The organism is Lacibacter sp. H407 (assembly GCF_037892605.1).
Lineage (GTDB): Bacteria > Bacteroidota > Bacteroidia > Chitinophagales > Chitinophagaceae > Lacibacter.
The window spans coordinates 24,862-50,898 of sequence record NZ_JBBKTU010000003.1; the positions used below are offsets into that span (position 1 = coordinate 24,862).

Consider the following 26,037-nt stretch of genomic DNA (forward strand, 5'->3'; position numbering starts at 1 on the left):
TTGATAAAAATTACCATAGTCATGTAACATTTAGTTATCAACATACGTTAATATATATGTAAATATGTGATAAGCGGCTTGACTTATCCATCTATTAATCGTTAAATTTGTGTTCAAATGACTGCTAAAGCTACATACCGCCAAAACTATTTGCGTAATAGTTTATTGCTTGTGAGCTGTTTTGCGATCTTTTATTCTGCCTCTTCTGCCAGTTTCACTTCTGGTGGTGGCAAAAAGAAGACAGCGAAATCGGTCATTACTTCCCTTAGTTTAAAGAACAATCCACTTAGTCTTCAAAACGGTTTTCGTTTTAAAGGTGGATTAAGTTTCTCCAGCACAAATAACAACAGCCTGATCATGAGTGGTACCACCGTTCGTTTTCAGAAAGGAAACAATCTGTATGTGTTACCGGTGAAACAAAAGGTAGTGTTCAGTAAATTCAAAACTCCTCAAAAAGAAATCAAATAAAAAAATCCCGCTTCGAGCGGGATTTTTTATGCTTATTTTCTTTAGTTCTTTCTTGTTTTCTTGATCTCATCATATGTCATCTCTCTGTATCCTGTTTTCGGTGTATCGAACATTGCCGATGGAACAGGGTCAAAACTCACTTTGTCGGCAATAAAGGTCACTTTATTCTTACCTAATTCAGATTCATATTCCAACGGAAAACCGGGTAGATTTTTAAACTGCTCCCCGTAGTCTTTGTTCTGAAATACCAGTTCTGTTGTATAAAATACTTTGAACGTGCTTCCATCTTTCAATTTAGCGATCGCTAATTTACAGTTGTAGCCCAATATCTTTTTTGTTTCAGGCAACAGTTCAAACTGAATACCTGCATATTTACTGTTCCGGTCATCGTAATCAGCTTTCGTCATCCGGATCAAGATCTTTTGCTCACCATATTCATTCATTACAACCGCATTTCCAGCCTTTGAATCATGCAGTGTGATGGTTTTCCCTAACACGCTGGTCAACTCTGTACGTGTGTTAACAGCTTTGAAATAGATCTTCTGAGTTGCACCATCTAATAAATCAGCTGCTTTTGTTTGATTATTCCCTGTATTTACAACAATGTTATACGAAACTGTGCCTTCGCCATATGCCTGCTGTGCTTTCAACGAAGCCAAAGGAGCAAGAAGCATTACTACTAAACCGATCTTACAAAAATTCTTCATGATTTTTAGTTATTCAATACAGGTTAAAGATATAAAAATAGTATTCCAAGTTGCATTCTGCCAAAAACAAAAAACCCCGACTTTACGGTCGGGGCTGTATCGCTATTGTTAAGATTATTTTTTACCGCCTGGTTTCTTCTGCATATCCTGCACTTTCTGATTACTGTTCTGAATTTGTTCAAGGCGTTCCTGCCACTTTGATTTGGTCACCGGCTTCTTTTTATTCTCCTGCAATTTTGCATGGATCTTCTTTTCATCGATGATGAACTTCTGGATCACAAACTGCAATCCTAAGGTTACAATGTTTGACACCGTATAATACCATGTTAAGGCCGAAGGAAGACTGTTAAAGATAAACAGCAACATGATAGGGAAGAAATAGATCATGTATTTCATGATCGGGTTATCCTGCGTAGGCGTCATCTGCATATTGTAAACAGAGATCAGTAAACTGGTAATCGTAGCTGTTATGGTAAACAAGCTAACATGATCGCCATAAAATGGTATACTGAAAGGTAAGGTTGCGATGGTGTCGTACGACGAAAGATCTTTCGCCCACAAGAAGCTTTCGCCCCGTAAACCAATGCTGGCATTAAAAAAACTATACAACGCAAAGAAGATCGGTATCTGCAATAATGCAGGAATACATCCACCTAATGGGTTTACGCCAGCTTGCCTGAACAGTTTCATCTGATCCATGCTCATTGCCTGCTGATCGCTGCCATGTTTCTTTTTCAGTTCATCAATTTCAGGACGCAGTACTTTCATTTTTGCACCACTGAGATAACTTGAGTATGTAAGTGGAGAAATGATCAAACGGATAAAGAAGGTAAGCAAGAGAATTACTATACCCATGCTGCCAATGTGCTTATCAAAGAAATCAAACACAGGCATTACCACATAACGATTTATGTATTTTACAAACGCAAAAATGCCATAGCCTAGCTGCACATGGCTTTCGAGTTTATTATCAAACGCTTTCAGAATTTTAAAATCGTTGGGGCCGTAATACATCTGCATAGGTACTGTTGCCGAAGATGCACCTGCCAGATTGAAGCGAAGGATCGATTTTACATCCATCACCTTTTGCAACGAATCCTCTTCTTCCGCTGGAACGGTCCAATTGGTTTCTGCATACGAGAAATTAGAAGCAGAGATGATCGAAGTATTAAAGAACTGTTGCTTTACACCGATCCATTTTGTTTTATCACCAAACTTTTTGCTATCGCCTGTACCGGCTGCTTCAAAATCATAATCGCCCTCTTCAACAAAACCAATATTGCTTTGACCTTTTTCATATTTGATGTCACTTTCCTGCTGCTTGGCTGTGATATCCCAGTTGAGGTTCAAAATGCCTTGTGTAAGAAGTTTATCTGCACCGGTCATTTGAATTGACCAATCAATTAAGTAGTTATTATTCTTAACGGTGTATGTATGCACAACTGTTTGACCTTCTGCATTGGCAATGCTGAATTTGATGGTTTGACCATCAGCCGTTTTGGTTATTTCACTTGGCGTGAAATTCAGTTGTGAAGTCAATGCAGCTTTATTATTTCCTGTATTGATGGAATAAATAAGTTGATGTGCTTCACCACCCAATACTACCTGCTTGCCATCGTAACGCTTGTAATTCTTGAGCTCAACTGATTTTGGAAAACCACCTTTGTTGGTAAAGCTCACCTTCATCACTTCGTTTTCAACTACAGTCAACTGTTCTGTAAGTGCAGGCTGAAATTCACCTGCTGCCTGTGCTGTTGTTGCGGAATCCTGAACAGCAGCTTGTTGCTTGGCCGCCGTTGTATCAATCAACTTTCGTTTAGCTGCTTCAACTTTTGCTAACGAATCAGCCGTTTGTTGCTTTTCAGCTTCTAATGCACCTTGCTGGCGCTGGGTAAAATAGATGTAACCAAACAAGAGCGCCATCATTGCCACAAAACCAATTATCGTATTCCGGTCAAAATTCATCTGAGTATTTATTTTGGAGCGGCAAAGGTAGGTATTTGGAGGGAAGTACAGGGGAAGAAGTAGGAAGTAAGAGGTAAGAAGTACGAAACCAGCGGCATCCCACTCTCGACTCACCACTGACGACTAATGATTACCCACTCGCCCACTCCTTTCTTTACCATTTCTTTTACAATAACTACTTTTACTACTCGTTTATATTTCTACTTTAACCACATAGCTGTTCCCGCTTTAACCAAGCTTAACAATTAAATCATTTTTATGAGTCAACCGACTACGCCCATGTACGCAGGGGAAGCGTATGCTCCTACACAAACCGATGAATTGCTATGGTGGCTGGCGACAGCTGAAAAAGAACTGATCAAAGATTGTGTGGTTGACCGGAACCGTTACAGGATCGTTGGCATGAGTGTACTCGCCACCTGGATCTTTGCCACACTTGCCTGGACCTATTTTTTCTCAACCGTTATTGACAATGTATTTCTCTATGTTGGCAGCGGTGTGTTCATGGGCTTTGTAATCCTCAGCATCGACCGGGCATTGATCAAAGGCATCAATCAATTCAACAAACGAAAATTCACTCCACTCCTGTTTCGTGGAATACTGGCACTCACCATCGGTACATTTATGGCACAGCCTGCTATTCTTTTTATGTTTGATAAAGAAATCAACATGCAGGTGTCGCTGGATAATGAAAAACGAAAACTCACCAAACGTACCGAACTTGATCTGTTATATAAAAACAGGAAAGATGAATTGCTGAAAGAAAAAACAGGATTACAAAAAGAGCTTGATGTAAAATATGCCGATGTAAACTCGGCACGTGAAAAATTTATTGCTGAAACCGATGGCAGTGGTGGCAGCGGTAAAGTAGGTATTCAGGATATTGCCCTTGCCAAACGTAATGAATACCAAAAGCTGGATGCCGAATACAAAGTATTGCAAACGCAACAACAACAACGCATCGCTGCCATTGATGAAGAGTTGAGCCAAATGGAAACAACCATTAAAAAACAGGAAGCAGATTTTTTAAATTATCTCAACACGGGCTTTTTAACCCGTATTGAAGCGATGGATAATTTGTTGAAGGAGAATGGCGCCTTACAGTTTCGTTATTACCTCATTTTAATTATTCTGATGTTGATTGAATTGATGCCGGTGATTGCAAAAACATTATTGCCTGTGGGTGTGTACGATGAAAAAGTAAAACAGCGTGAAGCACTTGAAAAAATAATGACCGAAGAAAGTTCGGATTATGAAAAAGAGATGAAACGACTTTATAATAAATTATCGATGCAGCAGGATACAGAAACGATGGAAGAATTTTTCCGCATGCAGAAAGATGAACAACGGAACAAACTCAATCACTTTGGGAAAGATTGGAAAAGAAATGATGAAAATGTGCAGGGCTTTTGGGAAAAGATCAAGCAGCAAATGATTGGGAGACCGGAAAATTAATTGATAACCGATAGGTATTAGTCTATAAATAAAAAGTGAAGAGTTAACCTCTTCACTTTTTATTTTTCAGCTTCAATTTTCGATTTCAACTTAAATCATCTCACTTTCCAGCAACGGATTCTTGATCGACTGTTGCTTCTCCGAATATTCTTTTGCCGCTTTGATAAAATGTACAAACAACGGTGCAGGATTTTCAACTGTACTTTTAAGTTCAGGATGATATTGCACACCAATAAAGAACGGATGCTTGGGATTTTCCATGATCTCCACCAATCCTGTTTCAGGATTTTTTCCGCTGGGCACCATACCCGACTGTTCAAATGCTTCCAGATATTTGTTATTGAATTCGTAACGATGGCGATGACGCTCATTGATCTGCGTTGCGCCATAGATCTGTTCTGCCAATGAACCGGGCTTTATATCGCAGGGATATGAACCGAGGCGCATGGTGCCACCTTTGCTGGTGATCTTTTTCTGTTCTTCCATAATGTCGATCACAGGATCAGGTGTTTCAGCATTCATTTCAAACGAATGCGCATCTTTCAATCCCAATACATTTCTTGCATATTCAACGCAAGCCATCTGCATACCCAAACAAATACCGAAAAAAGGCAAACCGTTCTCACGTGCATATTTAATGGCAGTGATCTTTCCTTCAATACCACGGTTACCAAAACCCGGTGCAACGAGTAAGCCATCCAATCCGGTTAGCTTCTCAGCAACATTCTGATCAGTAATAAATTCACTATGCACATTCACTACATTCACTTTGCACTCATTCATTGCACCAGCATGAATAAAGCTTTCAAGGATCGATTTGTAGGCATCCTGCAGTTCAATATATTTTCCGATCAAACCAATATTTACCTGGCTCTTGGGATATTTTAATTTATCGAGGAATTTTTTCCAATTCTCTAACTCCGGCTCAGGGAAAATGGTAACGCTGAGTTTTCGCAAACAAATCACATCCAGTTTTTCCTTCAACATAAACAACGGCACTTCATAAATGGTAGATGCATCCATTGCTTCAATCACCGCTTCAGGTTTCACATTACAGAACAATGCAATTTTGCGACGGATCTCCGTACTTAACGAACGTTCTGTTCTGCACACGATAATATCTGGATGCACACCTTCCTGACTCAGCAAACGAACGCTGTGCTGCGTTGGTTTGGTCTTTAATTCTTTGGCCGCTTTTAAATAAGGAATTAATGTAAGATGTACAACGAGGCAATCTTCCTCCGGCAGTTCCCATTGGATCTGACGAACAGCTTCCACGAACGGAAGAGATTCGATGTCACCTACTGTTCCACCAATTTCGGTGATCACAATATCATACTTGCCATCTTTCCCTAACAGCAACATCCGGCGTTTGATCTCATCTGTAATATGCGGTACAACCTGTACCGTTTTACCCAAATAAGCGCCTTCCCGTTCTTTATTGATGACGGTTTGATAAATGCGACCGGTAGTTACATTGTTTGCCTGTGTAGTGTGAATATTGAGGAAACGTTCGTAGTGGCCAAGATCCAGATCGGTTTCAGCACCATCCTCTGTTACAAAACACTCACCGTGTTCGTAAGGATTGAGGGTTCCGGGATCTACGTTGATATAAGGGTCGAATTTTTGGATGGTTACTTTAAACCCACGGGCCTGTAACAGTTTTGCCAGCGATGCCGCAATGATCCCTTTACCCAATGAAGATGTAACGCCACCGGTTACAAAAATGTACTTGGCCATAAAAAATAAATTTTCAAGTTTAACGGACCTGCCTTAATGTAAAATGGAAAAATTAACTAGTGGAGGTCATGCAAACCTACGAGGATTTTTTTAATTGAAAAAATTGACTGGCCAAGTGTGGAAAATAAGAGGAAAGAAAACTGAACGAATTGGTTAGAAAAAGAACAAATTAATGAGCACATGACTCAACTATTTTCAAAATCAAAAAAGGAATACTTTATTTGTAAGATGAAAAACAAGAGACTAATGCTTCACGTGACTTCGTTTATTAAAAGCCTTACTTTTTTAAGTTGCCTGTTTTTTACAGGAACATCTCTGTATGCACAGAAAACGCAGTCAAACAAAATAGACCTTACACATTTTCAAAAAAAAGAGCTTGAAATTGCCATACCTGAAACTACTATTGAGCTACCCTACAAAGCTATTCATGTAACAGATAAACGGGCTGACACTTCTTTTATAGGTTTTTATGCTTTCAACCAACCTAAGTCAAGAACGAAAAACTACCTGGTATTAAAAAATGGTCATACAAAAAGTTTTACTCATTTTTTCACATCAGCTTCCAAATTAGATCCCACAGCCAAAACAGAGTTGCTGATTGTGATCCGTAAATTCTGGTTAAGTAAAGAAATCGAACACAAGGCAATCAATGAAACTACAAAAAAAGAGGAACCGCCTTTTGTTCCCGGCATTATCACTCGTTTTGAGTTTTATGCAAAAAATGAAACGATGTATGTGCCGTTACTTCGTTTCGATAGTACGTTTAAATGGTTAAACAGTCAAAAACAAGATGAAGACTTATTTATTACTTCGGCATTAGCTACCGCTTTACAGAAACTTGCAGAAATTGATCCTGAAATTAAATTGTCCTCAGGAATAAAAAAAACGTTTGATGAAATAGAATTATTCTCTAAAATCAATATCCCGGTTCTTTCAGCAAAGACCCTTAAAAAAGGAATTTATTCTTCGTATGATGAATTCAGAAATAACAACCCTTCCATTCCTGATTTTGAAATCAGAAAAGACAGTAAAAGCAGTTTACTTATTGCCAAAGATGCAAACGGGCAGGAATATCCGGCACGAAAAATATGGGGATTTTGTGATGGAGAAAAAGTATTCATCAAATCAATTGATAATTTTTTTGAACTGCATTTTCTCAATGGGACGATTTACAGCAGAGCATCTAAGCAGATCATCCGCTCTTCAGGGAAAGATTCAAAAATTCTTTCCTATTTAATTCTTCCATTACCCATTGCAGACGGTTTAGATAAAAGTGGCGCCTTTGAACAGTATGGTATCAACATTAATTATTATCAACTGGATACTGATAATGGCCGTTTGTATTAGGTTTTTATTTCCCAATCGTCTCGTAACTCGTCTTAATACCTTTAATAAGTGATGAGCTGAAACCACTATGCTCCATTTCATTCAACCCCGCAATGGTGCATCCACGTGGTGTGGTTACTTTATCGATCTCCGCCTCAGGATGTGATCCTTTTTGTATCAGTAATTCAGCAGCACCATTTACGGTTTGTGCTGCAATGAGTGTAGCTGTTTTTGCATCGAACCCAATTTCAATACCACCTTGTATGCTTGCACGGATATAACGTAATGCATATGCAATACCACATGCACCCAGTACTGTTGCAGCATCCATCAACTTTTCTTCTATTAACGCTACACGACCAAGTTGTGAAAACAGATCGTGTACATAATCCAGTTGTTCCTGCACTGCATTTTTTGCGCTGATGCAGGTCATACTTTCCTGTATAGCAATCGCAGTGTTTGGCATAGCCCGCATAATAGGCATCTCCTCTCCGATCCACTCCTGCATATCTTTTATGAGCACGCCGGTAACAACACTTACCACCACATGCCGTGCAGCACTCAGTTCGTCTTTCATACCAAGTAAAACTTCTTTTATCTGGAACGGTTTTACTGCAAGGATCACCAGGTCGGCATAACGTACTGCTTCATTATTATCGTTGGTCACCAATACACCTTTGCGCTCAAGCTCTTCGAGTGTTTTAATATTTCGCTTGGTAACAATAATATGGCTGGGAATGCAGAAATTACTTTTGATCAATCCTTCTGCAATAGCAACACCGAGATTTCCGCCGCCAATGATGGCAATCTTCTTATTCATAACTGAGATTTTTGATAATAAAATGCCGCAGCGATTTTTCACTGCGGCATGCTTTTTCGTTTATGAGCTAAAGTTATTAATAATAACGATGCCCAACCAGATAATTTTTTACATAATCCGTTACTCCATCTTCCAATGAAGCGAACGATCGGTTGTAACCCGCACTTTCCAATTTCTGCATATCCGCTTGTGTGAAGTATTGATATTTATCACGAATATCTTCCGGCATATCTATAAACTCAATTTTTGTTTCAAGATCGAGCGCCTTGAATGTGGCTGCAACCAGATCATGAAAACTTCTGGCTTTGCCTGTTCCCAAGTTATAAATAGCGGAAGTTGGTTGATGTTCCATCAGCCATGCAATGACATTCACCACATCTTTTACATACACAAAATCACGTAACTGCTCACCATCTTTAAATCCTTCTTTGTGCGAACGGAATAATTTCATCATTCCATTTTGCTGAATTTGATTGAAGGCATGAAAGATCACACTGGCCATTCTGCCTTTGTGATATTCATTTGGACCATACACATTGAAAAACTTCAACCCGGCCCAGAAAGGCGGATGATCTACCTGATGCAGCACCCATTTATCAAATTCATTTTTGGAAATACCGTAAGGATTGAGGGGCTTTAATTGATGGCATAAGTCATGATCATCTTTATAACCCAATTCTCCATCACCATAAGTAGCTGCAGACGATGCATAGATCAAGGGCACATTATTGAGTGTGCAGTAGTTCCATACAAGCTGCGAATATTCTACGTTGAGATGCTGATGGATAGCGTAATCAAATTCAGTTGTATCTGTTCTTGCACCAAGATGAATCACAAAATCGATCACTGGTTTTTCCTTGTACAACCAGGTAAATAATCCTTCACGCTCCACCTGCTTTATAAACTTCTTACCAAAAAAGTTCGGCTCTTTGGCTTCACGGTTAAATTCATCAACAAGAATAAGATTCGCAAACCCAAGCTCGTTCAAATATTCAACCATGCAACTGCCAATGAAACCTGCAGCACCTGTAACAATTATGGTAGCATCCTTGTTCATTAAAGTGCAATCAATGCATGTTCACTTTCATGACCAGCCAATAAATTTTCAATCGCTGTATCATATTTCTCTTTCCAGCTTAACAGTGTTCCCCACTCCATACCATCTACTTCAATGCTTCCGTTGGTAACAACGCCTAATTCTGCATACGGATGAGTTCCAACTGCCTGTTTGAAAGCTGCGATCTGTTCTTCTTTCACGGTTACTACTACACGGCTTTGCCCCTCACCAAACCAATACGCATCTTTACGGATATTACTATCGTTGGCAACTACATCAAAGCCAAGATTATTATTGAACGATGCTTCCAGCAATGTGGTAAACAATCCGCCTTCACTAACATCATGTGCAGAGGCAATTAATTTTTGTTTGATGAGTGAAGCAATTGTTTGTTGCAACACAAATTCTTCTTCAATATCAAAGTGTGGTGCTGGACTATATTCAACTGCATGCAGTTTATGTAAGTATTCGCTTGAGTTAATATCATTTGTTGATCGACCGATCAAGAAGATAGCATCGCCTTCTGCTTTAAAGTCAAGCGTCATTTTATCACTGATGTTTTCGAGCAATCCCACCATACCAATGGTTGGTGTTGGATACACTGCTCCATCCGGACTTTGGTTATAGAAACTCACATTACCACCGGTAACAGGTGTATCAAATTTTTTGCAAGCTTCACCCATTCCTTTGATGGCATGTACAAACTGATAATACACTTGCGGATCGTATGGATTACCAAAGTTTAAACAGTTGGTAACACCCAATGGCAAACCGCCACTGCAAACAATATTACGTGCAGCTTCACTTACAGCGATCATGGCACCTTTGTATGGATCAGCAAATACATACTTACTGTTACAATCGGTTGTTACTGCAAGACCTTTGGTTGTTCCCTTTACATGCACTACTGCAGCATCTGTTGGTGCATTGGTACTTGAGTTACCGGTACCCACCATACTATCATATTGATGATATACTGTACGCTTACTTGCAATGTTTGGGATTTGTATGATCTGCTCAGCCACTGCTTTCAGATCATCCGGAACTTCAATACTGTTTGCATCGAACGCTTTTATTTTTTCGAAGTACGCAGGCTCAGTATATTCTCTTGTGTATTGTGGAGCGCCACCGCCTAATACTAATTCGTATGCCGGCAACTCTGCTTCCAGTTCACCATGCATATAAAAACGTAACATGCCATCGTCTGTTACTTCACCTATTTCAGAACAAGGAAGATCCCATTTTTCAAACACATCTAAAACAACTTGTTCTTTTCCTTTTTCCACCACCATCAACATACGCTCCTGACTTTCGCTCAACAGCAATTCCCATGTCTTCATGTTTTGTTGACGAGTAGGTACTTTATCCAGATCAATGCGCATGCCCACTTCACCTTTTGCACTCATCTCAGCAGTAGAACAAATAATACCGGCTGCACCCATATCCTGCATACCAACCACAGCACCTGTTTGAATTACTTCCAAACAAGCTTCCAATAATTTCTTTTCCTGGAATGGATCACCCACTTGTACCGCTGGCAGATCTTCTGCACTATCTGCCGTAATATCAGCACTTGCAAAACTTGCACCTCCAATACCATCTTTGCCGGTAGCACTACCTACAAAGAACACGGGATTACCTAAGCCGAGTGCAGTTGCAGAAACTGTTTCACCTGCTTTTACAATTCCTACACTCATGGCATTTACGAGTGGGTTTGTATGATAACAATCTTCAAAATAAATTTCGCCGCCAACTGTTGGCACACCAAAACAGTTACCGTAATGGCCAATGCCATGTACAACCCCGCCTAACAGGTGTTGTGTTTTAGCTTCTTTCAGGTTACCGAAACGAAGTGAGTTCAATGCAGCGATCGGTCTCGCCCCCATGGTGAAAATATCACGATGAATACCCCCAACACCTGTTGCAGCGCCTTGAAATGGTTCAATAGCCGAAGGGTGATTATGACTTTCAATTTTAAATACCACACCAAGGTTATCGCCGATATCCATCAACCCGGCGTTCTCCTCTCCTGCTTTTACAAGCATACGTCCACCTTCACGTGGCAATGTTTTCAACCACTTGATCGAGTTCTTGTAACTACAATGCTCGCTCCACATACCACTAAAGGCGCAGAGTTCATTGAAGTTGGGTGTACGACCAAGTTTTTGCTTAATTAATTCGAATTCTTCTTCGGTTAAACGAAGCTGCTGTGCGGTTTTTGCTGTTATTTCCATGATGTGTAAGAAAGCGCAAAAGTACAAATGCAGGGGCAATGGTTTGAATGTATGAAAAGAAATATTTTAATTTGCTGATTATTCCATGACTTACTTCCTGTTTGCTACATACCTCGTTTTCTTTTGCTGGCTCATTACCAAGATAAAATTTATTCAACAAACAGGTTTAAATAATCAATGGCTGATCGGGTTATTTGTGCTGAAAGTGGCTGCCGGCGTTATATACGGCTATTATTACAGTACGATTCCCAATTTTGAAGCATCATCTGACAGCTGGAAATTCTTTTTTGATGCAAAGAGCGATACCCAGCTGCTTTATCAAAACCCCGTTCGGTACTTCGCCAGCATTTTAGATAATCCATACGACAGGGAGTACCGCCACCTGTTTTCCAGCGTTAATTCATACTGGAACGATCTGAAGCATATTTATATGGTAAAGATCGTTTCGCTGTTCAATGTGCTGAGCGGGTCAAGGTATTATGTGAACGTGATCTTTTTTTCGTTTGTTACTTTCTTCGGCCCCATTGCATTTATAAGAGTAATGAATGATGTGTTTCCTGAAAAGAAACTACTGATCACCTGCAGCACTTTTTTGCTCCCCTCCTTTTTATTCTGGTCGTCAGGTATTCATAAAGATGGGATCGTGTTCTTGCTGATGTCGCTGCTGGTTTACATTATGTATTTTGCCTTGAAGAAAAAGAAGCTGGGGTTACGTTCTGTTCTGTTGATCGGCCTTTGTTTGCTGGCTATTTTTCCGGTTCGTAATCATGTTGTATTGGCATGTATTCCGGGTTTATTTGCGTGGTGGCTGGCCGAAAAATATTTCAAGCGAAAATGGATTGCGTTTGTGCTGGTAACGATAATTGGTACTTCAGCATTTTTTGGTGCAAAGTTCATACATCCCAAGCTAGACTTACCTATTTCAATTGTATTACGGAACAAAGATTTCAGCAAATTAGGCGGCAACTCTTTTTTACCACAACGGAAACTGGAACCCACTTTTATTGGCTTTCTGCAAAATGCACCTCAAGCATTGAATCATGCATTAGTGCGGCCATACGTTACCGAATTTCTTTCACCATTATATCTTGTGAGTGCATTGGAAATTTTATGCATCTGGTTGCTGGTATCCATTTGGTTCTTCCGATTTACAGATAACCCATACAAGCATTCTGTTGTGCAATTTCTGTTTCTGGTGTCGATGGTATTGCTGTTACTGACCGGTTACATTGTGCCACAGCTGGGAGCTATTGTGCGTTACCGTGCTATTTTCTTTCCCTTTATTCTTGTACCAATTATTGCAACCATTGACTGGAAGAAAAACAAATTAGAATAAATTACATGTTTATATTTTTTCGCTAACACTTGTTTGATTTAAACGATTTAGTCAAAAATTTTCCACAATTTTTCAATCCGCAATCGATTTCGCAGCATTTTTTCGAAAACTAACAAGTAATATGGTGTTTTTTACGTTGTTTTGCGTTTGAAAAAAACTTACGCCACATGCAATCATTACGATTTAAAGCAATTGACAATTTAAACAACCATTCCGAGCCTAACATAGTAGGTTCAACGAAGATCACTGCCATTTTTGGTGAAAATGTTTTTACATTAAAAGTTGCCCGTGCATTTCTGAGCGACGAAGCTTATAAAAGTTTAGTTGTTTCAGTAAAGGGTGGTAAACGTATTGATCGCAGCATGGCCAGCCAGATCGCAAGCGGTATACGTCAGTGGGCCGAAACAAAAGGTGTTACCCATTACACACACTGGTTTCAGCCATTAACAGGTACAACAGCTGAAAAACATGATTCATTCTTTACGTTGAAAGGTGATGGTACTGCCATCGAAGAATTTGATGGCGCTGCATTGATCCAACAAGAGCCTGATGCGTCTTCGTTCCCGAGTGGTGGCTTGCGTGCAACGTTTGAAGCACGTGGTTACACAGCATGGGATCCATCTTCTCCGGCATTTATTATGGAGATCGGCAATGGTAAAACACTTTGTATACCTACTGTATTCGTTTCTTATACGGGCGAACTTCTCGATTATAAAGGACCCGTTTTGAAAGCATTAGAATCTGTAAACAAAGCAGCTCTGGATGTTTGTCATTACTTCGATAAGAACATTACAAAAGTTACTCCAACACTCGGTTGGGAACAGGAGTATTTTGTGGTTGATGAAGCATTGTTCAATGCCCGCCCTGATCTGGTGTTGAGTGGACGTACAGTATTTGGTCATTCACCTGCAAAAGGTCAGCAATTGGAAGATCATTACTTCGGTTCGATTCCTGAAAGAGTATATGCTTTCATGCGTGATTTCGAAAATGAATCATACAAACTTGGAATTCCATTACGTACACGTCATAACGAAGTGGCACCGGCACAATTTGAGTGTGCACCTATTTTTGAAGAAGTTGCAGTTGCGATCGATCATAACTCTTTGTTGATGGATGTGATGGATCGTGTTGCACGCCGTCATAAATTAAGAGTGTTGTTGCATGAAAAACCATTTGCCGGCATCAACGGTAGTGGTAAGCATAACAACTGGAGCTTGGCAACTGATACAGGAGTTAACTTGTTAGCACCTGGTAAAACGCCAAAAACAAACCTCATGTTCCTTACATTCTTCACGAATGTGGTACGTGCAGTTGATCAATATGCTGATATTTTAAGAGCATCTATCGCCAGCGCCGGTAACGATCATCGTCTCGGTGCAAACGAAGCTCCTCCTGCTATCATTTCTGTATTCGTTGGTAAATATCTGTTTGAAGTATTAGAAGCAGTTGAAAAAAGAGTAACCGATAAGTTCGACGAACAGGATGAAGCGATCTTGAAATTAGATCTGCACAAGAGCATTCCTGAATTGCTTTTGGATAATACTGATCGTAACCGTACTTCACCTTTTGCATTTACCGGAAACAAATTTGAATTCCGTGCTGTAGGTTCAAGTGCAAACTGTTCAAACGCAATGACGGTGTTGAACGCTATTATGGCGCAAACACTTATCACCTTTAAAGCAGAAGTTGATGCGTTGATCGAGAAAGGTGATAAGAAAGAAATTGCGATCATGCATGTGTTGCAGCGTTATGTTGCAGAAAGCAAAAAGGTATTGTTTGAGGGTGATGGTTACAGTGAAGCTTGGGCAAAAGAAGCTGAAAAGCGTGGATTGCCAAATGTGAAAACAACACCGCTTGCATTGGATGCAATGGTTACTAAAAAATCAAAAGAGCTGTTTGAAAGCACAGGTGTATTTACACACGCTGAACTGGAAGCACGTCATGAAATTGAACTCGAGAACTACATTAAGAAAGTACAGATCGAAGGACGTATCATGGGTGAGCTTTGCACAAGCCACATCTTACCTGCTGCGATCCGTTACCAGAACATTCTGATCAACAACATCAAAGGATTGAAAGATATCGGCGTAAAAGCTGATTCGTATGCAAATCAATTGCAGATCCTTGAAAAGATATCGGTTCACATCAATAAAGTGAGCGACTTGGTTGAGCAGATGATCGAAGCACGCAAAAAAGCAAACAACCTTACTGACACAAGAGCAAAAGCAATTGCTTATTGCGATGATGTTAAGGGTGTGTTCTTTGATGAGATCCGCTACCATGTTGACAAGCTTGAGTTGCTTGTTGATGATGCAAGCTGGTATCTGCCGAAATACAGAGAGTTGTTATTCTTACGCTAAGAAGCTACTTACTAATTTGGTTATAGTAAAAGACCTGCAGAAATTGCAGGTCTTTTTTCTTTTCATTTTATCCAAATAAAAAAGCCACTTAAATAAGTGGCTTTCGGGTATTAAAACAAGATCAACTTATTTCATTGTAAATCCTTCCAAGAACTTCGTTGTGAAATTTCCTTTCCGGAAATTTTCATCCAACATCAATTGCTGATGGAATGGAATGGTTGTTTTTACACCTTCGATCACATACTCACTCAATGCACGGCTCATGGTGTTGATGGCTTCCTCACGTGTACGGGCAACCGCAATAATTTTTGCGATCATTGAATCGTAATAAGGAGGAATTACATAACCCGCATACACATGCGAGTCGATACGGATACCATGTCCACCCGGCTGATGCAACGTGGTGATCTTTCCGGGAGATGGACGAAAATCGTTGTATGGATCTTCCGCATTGATACGGCACTCAATGGCATGCATCTGGGGCTCATAATTTTCACCGCTGATCTTTTCGCCTTGGGCGATCAATATCTGTTCTTTGATCAAATCAAAGTTGGTTACCTCTTCCGTTACGCAATGTTCTACCTGGATACGTGTATTCATTTCCATGAAATAGAAATTGCGATGCTTATCCACCAGAAATTCGATGGTACCTACACTTTCATACCCAATTGCACTTGCCGCTTTGCAGGCTGCATCACCCATTGCTTTTCGCAGCTCGGGCGTCATGAAAGGTGATGGCGATTCTTCTACCAGTTTCTGATGGCGACGTTGAATTGAACAATCACGCTCACTTAAATGACATACTGTTCCGTAGCGATCACCAGCAACTTGTATTTCAATATGACGTGGCTCTTCTACAAACTTTTCCAGATAGATGCCATCATTTTTAAATGAAGCTCCTGCTTCATTCTTCGCCATATCAAAATTACGTTCCAATTCATCTTCACTCCACACCACACGCATTCCTTTACCACCGCCACCTGCTGTTGCTTTTAAAATAACAGGATAGCCAACTTCACTTGCAATTTGTTTGGCATGGTCCACACTTTCTAATAATCCACCACCGCCCGGCACTACAGGAACCCCGGCTTTGATCATCGTTTCTTTGGCAGTGATCTTATCACCCATTGAACGAATCTGATCGGGCGTAGGTCCAATAAATTTAATTCCGTTTTGTCCGCAGATCTCGGCAAACTTTGCATTCTCTGCTAAAAAACCATAACCCGGATGAATGGCATCTGCATTGGTAATCTCAGCAGCTGCAATAATATTGGGAACATTGAGGTACGATTCTGCACCGGCAGGTTTTCCAATACAAACCGCTTCATCCGCAAACTTCACATGCAGACTCTCTCTGTCGGCAGTAGAATAAACAGCCACCGTTTTAATACCCATTTCACGACAAGTGCGGATAATGCGTAATGCAATTTCACCACGGTTGGCAATCAATATCTTTTTAAACATGGAGACAATTTGAAAATTTGAGAATTAGATAATTTGAAAATGAACGGCAATCTGAAATTTGAAAATGGTTTTGCATTTTCAAATTTTCAAATTAACACATTCTCAAATTAACTTGGGTCTACGAGGAATAATGGCTGATCATATTCAACAGGCGATTGATCTTCCACCAATATCTTTACGATCTTACCTTTTACTTCGCTTTCAATTTCATTGAACAGCTTCATCGCTTCAATAATGCACACCACTTTACCAGGTGTAACTTCTGAACCCACTTCAACAAACAGTGGTTTATCAGGAGATGGCTTGCGATAAAATGTTCCGATCATCGGACTCTTGATCGTGATGTATTTGCTGTTGTCATCAGCAGGTGCAGCAGTAGTTGTTGGGGCAGCTGGTGCAGCAGCAATAGCAGGTGCCGGAGCAGGAGCCGGAGCTAATGCAGGAGCCGATTGAAACTGACCAGAGATCACTGTTTGCTGTATGATCTCGTCTTTTTGTCGTATGGTTACTTTAAAGTCTTTTTCTTCAATTGTAAGTTCACTGAGATTCGATTTGTTGACCAATTTTATCAACTCCTGAATTTGCTTGAAATCCATGATCGTGAGGTTTAATTTAGTGAATAATAACGGGCGGCTAAGATAAGGGAATCAGTTCCAGAAATGAGCAATTTTTTACAATTTCGGGCAAAAATGGGCCAAAAATGCCCAAAATCATAAGAAAAACGACAAAAAACAGGCAAATCCGATGGCTCAAAAAATGCCAAGTTGATTCAAGAGTATTACTGAATAATGAACCTGCACGTGTACTGATCCTTTCCTACACGAAGACTGATCAGATAAAATCCTTTGGGCAAGTTACTGATGTCAATTGTTTGGTTAAACTGCTCCGTTGCAATTTGTCCTAAATTGGATCGATGCACAACCTTGCCATTCATATCTATGATCTGCAGATTCGCATTGCCGCTCAATCGTCCTTTTCTGAAAATAGTCACCAATCCGTTTGAGGGATTCGGGTAAAGCAACAACTGATTATCCGGGCGATCAATGTCAATCACGGAAGTAATGACTGTGTTGCGTAGGACCGTCAACTCATCATTTGTAATGACCGGCAAGTTGTAATCAAAATAAATATGTGCACGGTTCAGCACAGTATCACCGACTGCAAGATTCGATTTTGGCTTAATACGGTATGCAACAAAACCATGACTGGCCGGTTCGTTCTTACTACTATCGACTAACAGAATATTCGGAAAACTAAATTCAAGGATATGCGGCTTGATCATGTACAGCTGATAGGGATGGCTTGATGAAAGCATTTCAAAACTGCTCCAGTCAAGTTTGTTTGTCAACGTATCTCTGATCATTACAGTAAAAGCAGTATCGGTTCCGGTATTTTGAAAACGGATGAGATAGGTTAGAAATTCATCACCGGCCAATTGCTCAGGTGTAATAATGCCACCGTGTGTTTCTGTTTTGTCGTTAGGATCATACGAACCTTGTACTTGCTGGACCAAGTTGAATTGATTGTCTTCCGGTGTTTCATCAGCAATTAAAGGAAAGACAAATGATTTGAATAAAAGCGTATCGGTATTGTTCACTGCGGGTGGTGCTGCAATGCGCAAATCCAGATTGATGTACGATGTATCAAACGGTTTCATGGAAGCGATATTCCAGATCAATGTATCGCCAACTGTTGTATTAACAACAGGAGATGCAGAGACAAAACTAACTCTCGGGTTTTGTACAAATTTCACCTGCACATTTGAAATGGTTTCAGTTCCCTGGTTAGTGCAGATCAATTGATATTGAACGGGGAAACCGGGACGGGCAATATTTAGAGGAAGAAGATTAATTGAGAGATCTTTTTTAGAACCTATTGGTTGAAGGGCAAAGTTGATGGTGTCCGTTTTATCAAAAGCAGGAAACTGCAGATTAACTGAGGCGGGTGCAATAGTATAATACGGAAGAGAAGAAGAAACCTTGATTGTGTACTGACCAGAATCCAACGGAATATTATAACCGTTGTCCATAGACGAAGCAGCCGCTATTAATCTGTTGCCCTTTTTAGCTTCTATTTTTAAATTATTGATAAAATATTCTCCTATGTCTTTAATGCCGTTACTGTTATTGTCAATGAAAATATTGCCGGTAACAAGATTGTATTGTTCAGAAAAATTGAGTACTGTATTACTATAAATATCCCATTCGAAATCTATATCATGATAACGTTCTTCATTCAGGCTATTATTGATTACATATAAATTATTCCTGTTAGTGCCATCTATAAGATGGTAACCATTCCTAATTCCTGGAAGTTTGATGGAATCAACAAATTGAAGGATGCTGTCATAAACAGCCACATTTCTGTTTTCACTGGGCTTAAAAACATAACCAGTTAGATCAAAATAACTGGATGCATCAAATTTTACACCATTGGTATTACGATCGGTAACCACTAATCCATCATAACCAAGCTCACGAAACCTTACTGAATCTGACAAATACATTTTTTTATCTTTTGTAAAAAAGAAACTCTTTCCAATTAATGATGAATCAATTATTTTATTTTGAATTATATTCAGGGCTGTATCCAAATGCAGCATCCAGAGTCCGCCTTTTGTTCCTTCAACTGGTAAATCCATATCCTTTGAGTCGGAATAGCCAACTGCCACATAACCATTTACAGGATGATCATGTATGTGTATGAATTTATCAGATACACTGCCGCCAAAACATTTAATGTTCAATAATTGACCCGAGGAAGAAAATTTTGCAACAAAAGCATCATTCATTTGTGAATACTGACTGGCTAGTCGTTTATAAAAACTAGTATCATATTCAACTATTGTATCATAATTTCTATAGACTGTATCAAAAACCCCGCCTACTGATTTGTAGGCCGGCGAGGTTGTATCAACTGAACGCCGTTTACCTGCAAAATAATTTGTAGCAGACCATGTTTGTCCTGCAATTAAAATATTATTATTTCGATCAATATCTAAACTATATGCGAAATCCCATCTTGTACCCCCAACATATTGTTGCCATTCAAGCACTCCATTTGCTGATATTTTGCACAAATAAATATCAGCAAACAAAAATGGATCACCAACATACGGATGTTCATAACCAAATTCTTTTGTCTGATTAACTGTAAGCCCTAAAAATCCACCATCATTTGTAGGTATGATTTCTGAAACATCAGCCGAGTGCCCGTAAATCCAGTCTCTGCCAAAATAAACTTGCCATAAGAAGTTTCCGCCATTTCCAAATTTAGAAACGGATATCCGCCCTAAAGAAAAGTTATACGTATTTTGGTCTCCTTTTCTGCCAAGAACAAAAACTTCACTATTACTATTTTGTATTACTTTCCTTAATCTTTCAAGGGGGGGCCAATCACCTCGGTAAAACTGAGAATCTAAAATTTCTCTTTCCCACCTCACCCCCGAAAACTGGGCATTCACCAACGAACTGCTTATAAGCAAGAGCATTGTAAGAAGAATACTATTTGAGTATTGCCGACCCATAAGATAATTTTTATATCAACTACCTGGTTGTAAGATTTCAGTTTCTATTGTATGATAAATTTACATTGATAAATATCCCGTCCTGCCAGCAATCGAACGACATACATACCTTTCACTAATCCACTCACGTCAACTGATTGATTAAACTGCTCAGTGGAAATCCGTCCTAAATTGGATTGATGAACAACCTTCCCATTCATATCAATGATCTGCAGATTTGCATTGCCGTTTATTTGTCCTTTTCTGAAAATTGTTACCAAACCATTTGATGGATTGGGGTAAAGCAACAATTGATTATGCGGTCGATCAATATCGATCACGGAAGTAATGACTGTGTTGCGCAGAACCGTTAACTCATCGTTTGTAATTACCGGCAGATTGTAATCAAAATAAATATGTGCCCTGTTCAGCACAGTATCCCCAACTGCAAGATTCGATTTTGGTTTGATCCGGTAGGCAACAAAACCATGACTGGCCGGTTCGTTCTTACTACTATCGACTAACAGAATATTCGGAAAGCTAAATTCAAGGATATGCGGCTTGATCATGTACAATTGATAGGGATGACTTGATGAGAGCATTTCAAAACTGTTCCAGTCAAGTTTGTTTGTCAACGTATCTCTGATCATTACAGTAAAAGCGGTGTCGGTTCCGGTGTTTTGAAAACGGATGAGATAGGTTAGAAATTCATCACCTGCCAATTGCTCAGGTGTAATAATGCCGCCGTGTGTTTCTGTTTTGTCGTTGGGATCGTACGAACCTTGTACTTGCTGCACTAAGTTGAACTGATTGTCTTCGGGTGTTTCATCAGCAATTAACGGAAAGACAAACGATTTGAATAACAGCGTATCAGTATTGTTCACTGTTGGTGGTGCTGCAATTCGTAAATCAAGATTGATGTACGATGTATCAAATGGTTTTAGGGATGCAATGTTCCAGATCAAGGTATCGCCAATAGTTGCATTTACTACAGGCGATGCCGAAACAAAACTAACTCTCGGATTACGCAAAAATTTCACCTGCACATTTGAAATGGTTTCTGTTCCCTGATTAGTACAGATCAATTGGTATTGAACAGGAAAACCGGGACGGGCTATGTTTAGAGGAAGAAGATTGATTGAAAGGTCTTTTTTGTTGGGGATGGGTTGTAAGGCGAAGTCAATAGAATCGTTCACACCAAAACTTGTGAATTGAACATTGGCTGTTGAAGGAAAAATACTATAATATGGCAACGGCGATGACACTTTAATTCTATAGCTGCCTGTATCTAATGGCAAACTAAATCTGCCTTCTGTGTCAGTTGTAACTGTAAAAACGTTATTTTGTTTTTGTGCTTCAACTTTTACGCCATTTAGAAAAGATTCCCCCGCATCAAACAGATTGTTTTTGTTGTTGTCAACATATGTTTTCCCTTTAAAAAAATTGAACTGATCAGCGAAGTTGATGACGGCGTTACTATATACATCCCAATCAGGATCAGGTGAACCGAGTGGCCAGCTCCGAAATTCAAAATTTGTATTGTTCCCTATTAAATAAAGATTATTTCTGTTCATTCCAACCATAGAGTAATATCCGTGCTCCCAACCGGGGAATTTAAGTGAATCTACAAATTGAAGCGTACTATCATAAATCATTAATTTTTGATTATCAATAGGCTTATAGATATATCCGCTGGAATCAAAGTAACTAGACGCATTAAACTTTGCCCCATTTGCATTGTGTTCCCTTTCGATGGAACCATTATAACCAATTTGTCGAAATCGTAAAGAATCAGATAAGTACATTTTGTCATCTTTTATAAAGAAAGAACTCGTTCCAATTAAAGCGGAATCAACAATTATGTTTTGCACAATATTCAATGCTGTATCCAGATGTAGAATCCACGGTACGCCTTTTGTTCCCGCTGCTGGCAAGTCTAGGTCTTTTGAATCTGAATACCCAACTGCTACATAACCGTAAACGGGATGATCTTTTATATGTATAAACTTGTCGGTTGAAGATCCTCCAAAACACTTTATGTTCATTAATTGTCCGGCTGGGGAGAATTTGGCAACAAAAGCATCGTTCATTCTCATATACTGTCTGTACCATTCATTAGAAATTGCGGTATCTCTGTATATTGAATCGGAAACGCCTCCGTTGGTTTTATATGCCATGGAAGCTGTATCAACGGAACGGCGCTTACTGGCAAAGTAATTTGTTGCCGACCAGGTTTGTCCTGCAATTAAAATATTACCAAACCGATCAAGACTTAAATTAAATGCATAATCCCACCGTGTGCCACCAATGTATTTCTCCCATTCCAGAGTCCCGCTACTGGAAAATTTACATAAATAAATATCAGCATATTCAGAACCATCGTGCCTTCCATCAGGCAGATCAATCCCGAACTCCATTGTAGGATTTACAGTTAATCCTATAATCCCTCCATCATTTGTTGGCATTACTTCTGCAACATCTGCATTGTAAGAATCTCTATCCCCCCATAGCATACCAAAACGAGATTTCCACATATAACTTTTATCGTTGCTAAACTTAATAATTGATATGTTTCCTAAGGTAAATGAATGCATATTAGGTGGGCCCTGTCTCCCAACAACAAATACTTCATCTTTAGTCGAATGCGCAATTTTTCTCAGTACTTCTAATGGTGCGTGATCGCCTCTGAAATAAATGGAGTCAAGAAATTTTTGTTGCCACCTCACCCCCGAAAACTGGGCATTCGCAAACAAATTCAGTACTGCAAAAAGCAGCATAAAAAGAATTCGTTTGATGAATTGCTTATTCATAAACAATTTTTACATTATTACAGCTGTTATTGTATGATAACCTTACATTGATAAATATCCCGTCCTGCATGCAAGCGAACGATATACATACCTTTCAGTAATCTACTCACATCAACTGATTGATTAAATTGCTCCGTTGCAATTTGTCCTAAATTGGATTGATGAACCACCTTGCCATTCATATCAATGATCTGCAGATTCGCATTGCCGTTCAATCTTCCTTTTCTGAAAATAGTCACCAATCCGTTTGAGGGATTCGGGTAAAGCAACAACTGATTATCCGGGCGATCAATGTCAATCACGGAAGTAATGACTGTGTTGCGTAGGACCGTCAACTCATCATTTGTAATGACCGGCAAGTTGTAATCAAAATAAATATGTGCACGGTTCAGCACAGTATCACCGACTGCAAGATTCGATTTTGGCTTAATACGGTATGCAACAAAACCATGACTGGCCGGTTCGTTTTTGTTGCTATCAACTAACAGAATATTCGGGAAACTAAATTCAAGGATATGCGGCTTGATCATGTACAGCTGATACGGATGACTTGATGATAGCATTTCAAAACTGCTCCAGTCAAGTTTGTTTGTGAGTGTATCTCTGATCATTACAGTAAAAGCAGTATCGGTTCCGGTATTTTGAAAACGGATGAGATAGGTGAGAAATTCATCGCCTGTCAATTGCTCAGGTGTAATAATGCCACCGTGTGTTTCTGTTTTGTCGTTAGGATCATACGAACCTTGTACTTGCTGCACTAAGTTGAACTGATTGTCTTCCGGTGTTTCATCAGCAACTAATGGAAAGGCAAATGATCTGAATAAAAGCGTATCGGTATTGTTCACTGCGGGTGGTGCTGCAATACGTAAATCCAAATTGATGTACGAAGTATCAAACGGCTTCATGGAAGCGATGTTCCAGATCAATGTATCGCCAACAGTTGTGGTTACTAGCGGCGATGATGAAACAAAACTTACTCTTGGATTTTTTACAAATTTCACCTGCACATTTGAAATAATTTCTGTTCCCTTGTTGGTGCAGATCAATTGGTATTGAACAGGGAAACCGGGACGGGCTATGTTCAAAGGGAGAAGATTGATGGAAAGGTCTTTTTTGTTGGGGATGGGTTGAAGGGCGAAATTGATAGTATCAGTTTTATCAAAAGCACGAAACTGCAGGTTAACTGAGGTCGGTGTCACAGTATGATACGGAAAAACAGAAGATACCTGAATTGTGTAGTTACCTGAATCTAAAGGCAACCGATAACGACCCGATGTATGCGGTAAAATCGTTCTTTGCAGTGATCCATTATTTGCCTGTATTTTTATTCCTCGAATTTGATTCTCTCCACTATCTTTAAGACCATTGTTATTATAGTCAATATAAACGCTACCCGTAACGAGGTTATATTGCTCCGAAAAATTCATCACTACGTTACTGTACATCATTATTGTCGATAACCCATCCACAAAATAGTCAAGCTCCTGTCTTCTCCTTTCGATACCTACTAAATACAGATTATTTCTATTAGTACCATCAATCGAATAGATGCCATGATTCCAACCCTGAAAACTTAAAGTATCCACGAGTTGCAAAGTACTATCATATACAAAAACCTGTCTGTTGCTAAATGGCCTGTAGATGTATCCTGTTTTATCAAAATAGCAATTCGAACCAAACATTACCCCACCTGAACTATGCTCACGTGTGAAAGCCCCATCAGCACCAATTTCTCTGAACTTCAGTAAACTTGATAAGTACATCTTATTATCCTTTACAAAAAAAGTACTCCCAGCGGTGATTGACGTATCAATTATTGTTTGCTGAACTATATTTAGAGCTGAATCAAGATGTAATATCCACAAACCGTTCTTTGTGCCTTCTGCGGGAAGATCCAAGTCATTAGATTCAGAATAACCTGCGACAACGTAACCATAAGTTGGATGATTTTGGATATGCAAAAAATTATCTGAAGAACTTCCGCCGTAACATTTAACATTAAGCAATACTCCAGTGGGTGAAATTTTTGAAACAAACGCATCGTTATTATCCACGTCATAGGTAGAGTCATCCCAGTACGTGACGCTGTCTACATACCTTCTTTTTCCGGCAAAATCATTAAATGCTGAAAATGTCTGTCCCGCAACAAGAACGTTTCCTTGAGGATCAACTACTAAACTATTGCCATAATCCTCCCTTTTCCCTCCGATACTTCGATGCCATAGCAGAATTCCATCAGCTGATATTTTACTCAAATAAATATCTGTCCAATGTTCAGCATAAAAGGTAGTATCCTCAAAATCATAACCAGAAGTTGTGTCCCATTGGCTACCGCCAGAACCTTGCTCAGCTGTAAGCAAAAACAAGCCTCCATCTTGTGAAGGAACTGCTTCCAATATCTCTTTATTATAATTGTAATACCAATACCTATCCAGCCAAGTGGTCCACAATATTGTTCCCTCATTATCAACTCTGGAAACAAATGGCCTTCCTAACGCCGGTGTTCCACACTCGCCAAATATTCGCCCAACTATAAACGTATGATTTTCTGCAGAATGAATTACTTTCTTAATTCGAGGTAATTTATCGCAATAATCAGACCTTGAAGAATTGCCGTTGTATAATTCTCTTTCCCACTTCACCCCCGAAAACTGGGCATAGGTGCATAAATTTTGAATAGTGAATGAAAGTGTAAAAAGAAGAAAAAGCAGGTAGCGCCTGAGCATTCTGGTGATTTTAGGTATCATAAATATGCTAATAATATCCAGAAAATGCAAGCGTGGAAACACG

General features: G+C 39.5%; 16 protein-coding genes. 5 read left to right on the forward strand and 11 right to left on the reverse strand.

Annotated elements, in window-relative coordinates; genetic code table 11:
* The first annotated feature begins 117 nt into the window (after positions 1 to 117).
* Positions 118 to 468, forward strand: a complete 351-nt coding sequence (locus WG989_RS20500) for a hypothetical protein (RefSeq protein WP_340431999.1) — start codon at positions 118 to 120, stop codon at positions 466 to 468.
* Positions 469 to 509: 41 nt separating this feature from the next.
* Here the strand turns inward: WG989_RS20500 and WG989_RS20505 are convergent, their stop codons facing one another.
* Both WG989_RS20505 and yidC read right to left on the reverse strand, forming a co-directional pair.
* Positions 510 to 1,175, reverse strand: coding sequence for a hypothetical protein (locus WG989_RS20505; RefSeq protein ID WP_340432001.1), 666 nt, complete (start codon positions 1,173 to 1,175; stop codon positions 510 to 512).
* A gap of 114 nt (positions 1,176 to 1,289) precedes the next feature.
* Positions 1,290 to 3,140: a membrane protein insertase YidC gene (gene yidC, locus WG989_RS20510; RefSeq protein ID WP_340432002.1), complete on the reverse strand. Its 1,851-nt coding sequence runs from the start codon at positions 3,138 to 3,140 to the stop codon at positions 1,290 to 1,292.
* Positions 3,141 to 3,398: 258 nt separating this feature from the next.
* Between yidC and WG989_RS20515 the strand changes: the two genes are divergently transcribed.
* Complete coding sequence (locus WG989_RS20515; protein WP_340432003.1) at positions 3,399 to 4,595, forward strand: DUF4407 domain-containing protein; 1,197 nt, start codon at positions 3,399 to 3,401, stop codon at positions 4,593 to 4,595.
* A gap of 90 nt (positions 4,596 to 4,685) precedes the next feature.
* On the opposite strand, the gene pyrG is transcribed toward WG989_RS20515, so the two are convergent.
* On the reverse strand, positions 4,686 to 6,335 hold the full coding sequence (gene pyrG / locus WG989_RS20520; RefSeq protein WP_340432004.1) for a CTP synthase: 1,650 nt from the start codon (positions 6,333 to 6,335) through the stop codon (positions 4,686 to 4,688).
* A 246-nt stretch (positions 6,336 to 6,581) separates the two neighbouring features.
* Between pyrG and WG989_RS20525 the strand changes: the two genes are divergently transcribed.
* Positions 6,582 to 7,682: a hypothetical protein gene (locus WG989_RS20525; protein ID WP_340432006.1), complete on the forward strand. Its 1,101-nt coding sequence runs from the start codon at positions 6,582 to 6,584 to the stop codon at positions 7,680 to 7,682.
* Positions 7,683 to 7,686: 4 nt separating this feature from the next.
* Here WG989_RS20525 and proC read toward each other — a convergent pair whose 3' ends face one another.
* The 3 genes from proC to purL form a co-directional block, all read right to left on the reverse strand.
* Positions 7,687 to 8,481, reverse strand: a complete 795-nt coding sequence (gene proC / locus WG989_RS20530) for a pyrroline-5-carboxylate reductase (protein ID WP_340432007.1) — start codon at positions 8,479 to 8,481, stop codon at positions 7,687 to 7,689.
* A 76-nt stretch (positions 8,482 to 8,557) separates the two neighbouring features.
* Positions 8,558 to 9,538, reverse strand: a complete 981-nt coding sequence (rfaD, locus tag WG989_RS20535) for an ADP-glyceromanno-heptose 6-epimerase (protein ID WP_340432008.1) — start codon at positions 9,536 to 9,538, stop codon at positions 8,558 to 8,560.
* A complete protein-coding gene (gene purL, locus WG989_RS20540; RefSeq protein WP_340432009.1) occupies positions 9,538 to 11,772 on the reverse strand; it encodes a phosphoribosylformylglycinamidine synthase subunit PurL in 2,235 nt (744 codons plus the stop codon). Before purL ends, rfaD begins: the two co-directional genes overlap by 1 nt.
* 85 nt (positions 11,773 to 11,857) lie before the next feature.
* Here purL and WG989_RS20545 point away from each other — a divergent pair, with 85 nt between their 5' ends.
* Positions 11,858 to 13,108: a hypothetical protein gene (locus tag WG989_RS20545; protein WP_340432010.1), complete on the forward strand. Its 1,251-nt coding sequence runs from the start codon at positions 11,858 to 11,860 to the stop codon at positions 13,106 to 13,108.
* A gap of 167 nt (positions 13,109 to 13,275) precedes the next feature.
* Positions 13,276 to 15,468, forward strand: coding sequence for a glutamine synthetase III family protein (locus WG989_RS20550; RefSeq protein ID WP_340432011.1), 2,193 nt, complete (start codon positions 13,276 to 13,278; stop codon positions 15,466 to 15,468).
* Between the two features lie 126 nt (positions 15,469 to 15,594).
* On the opposite strand, the gene accC is transcribed toward WG989_RS20550, so the two are convergent.
* From accC to WG989_RS20575, 5 genes are all read right to left on the reverse strand, one after another.
* Positions 15,595 to 16,932 (reverse strand): acetyl-CoA carboxylase biotin carboxylase subunit, encoded by a 1,338-nt coding sequence (gene accC, locus WG989_RS20555; RefSeq protein ID WP_340432012.1) that lies wholly within the window; start codon positions 16,930 to 16,932, stop codon positions 15,595 to 15,597.
* Between the two features lie 107 nt (positions 16,933 to 17,039).
* Positions 17,040 to 17,528 (reverse strand): acetyl-CoA carboxylase biotin carboxyl carrier protein, encoded by a 489-nt coding sequence (gene accB / locus WG989_RS20560; RefSeq protein ID WP_340432013.1) that lies wholly within the window; start codon positions 17,526 to 17,528, stop codon positions 17,040 to 17,042.
* A 182-nt stretch (positions 17,529 to 17,710) separates the two neighbouring features.
* Positions 17,711 to 19,987, reverse strand: coding sequence for a T9SS type A sorting domain-containing protein (locus tag WG989_RS20565; RefSeq protein WP_340432014.1), 2,277 nt, complete (start codon positions 19,985 to 19,987; stop codon positions 17,711 to 17,713).
* A 515-nt stretch (positions 19,988 to 20,502) separates the two neighbouring features.
* The gene (locus tag WG989_RS20570; RefSeq protein ID WP_340432016.1) at positions 20,503 to 22,971 is read right to left on the reverse strand and encodes a DUF7619 domain-containing protein; all 2,469 of its coding nucleotides are present in this window, start codon (positions 22,969 to 22,971) and stop codon (positions 20,503 to 20,505) included.
* Positions 22,972 to 23,273: 302 nt separating this feature from the next.
* A complete protein-coding gene (locus WG989_RS20575) occupies positions 23,274 to 25,973 on the reverse strand; it encodes a DUF7619 domain-containing protein (protein WP_340432018.1) in 2,700 nt (899 codons plus the stop codon).
* Positions 25,974 to 26,037: the final 64 nt, after the last annotated feature.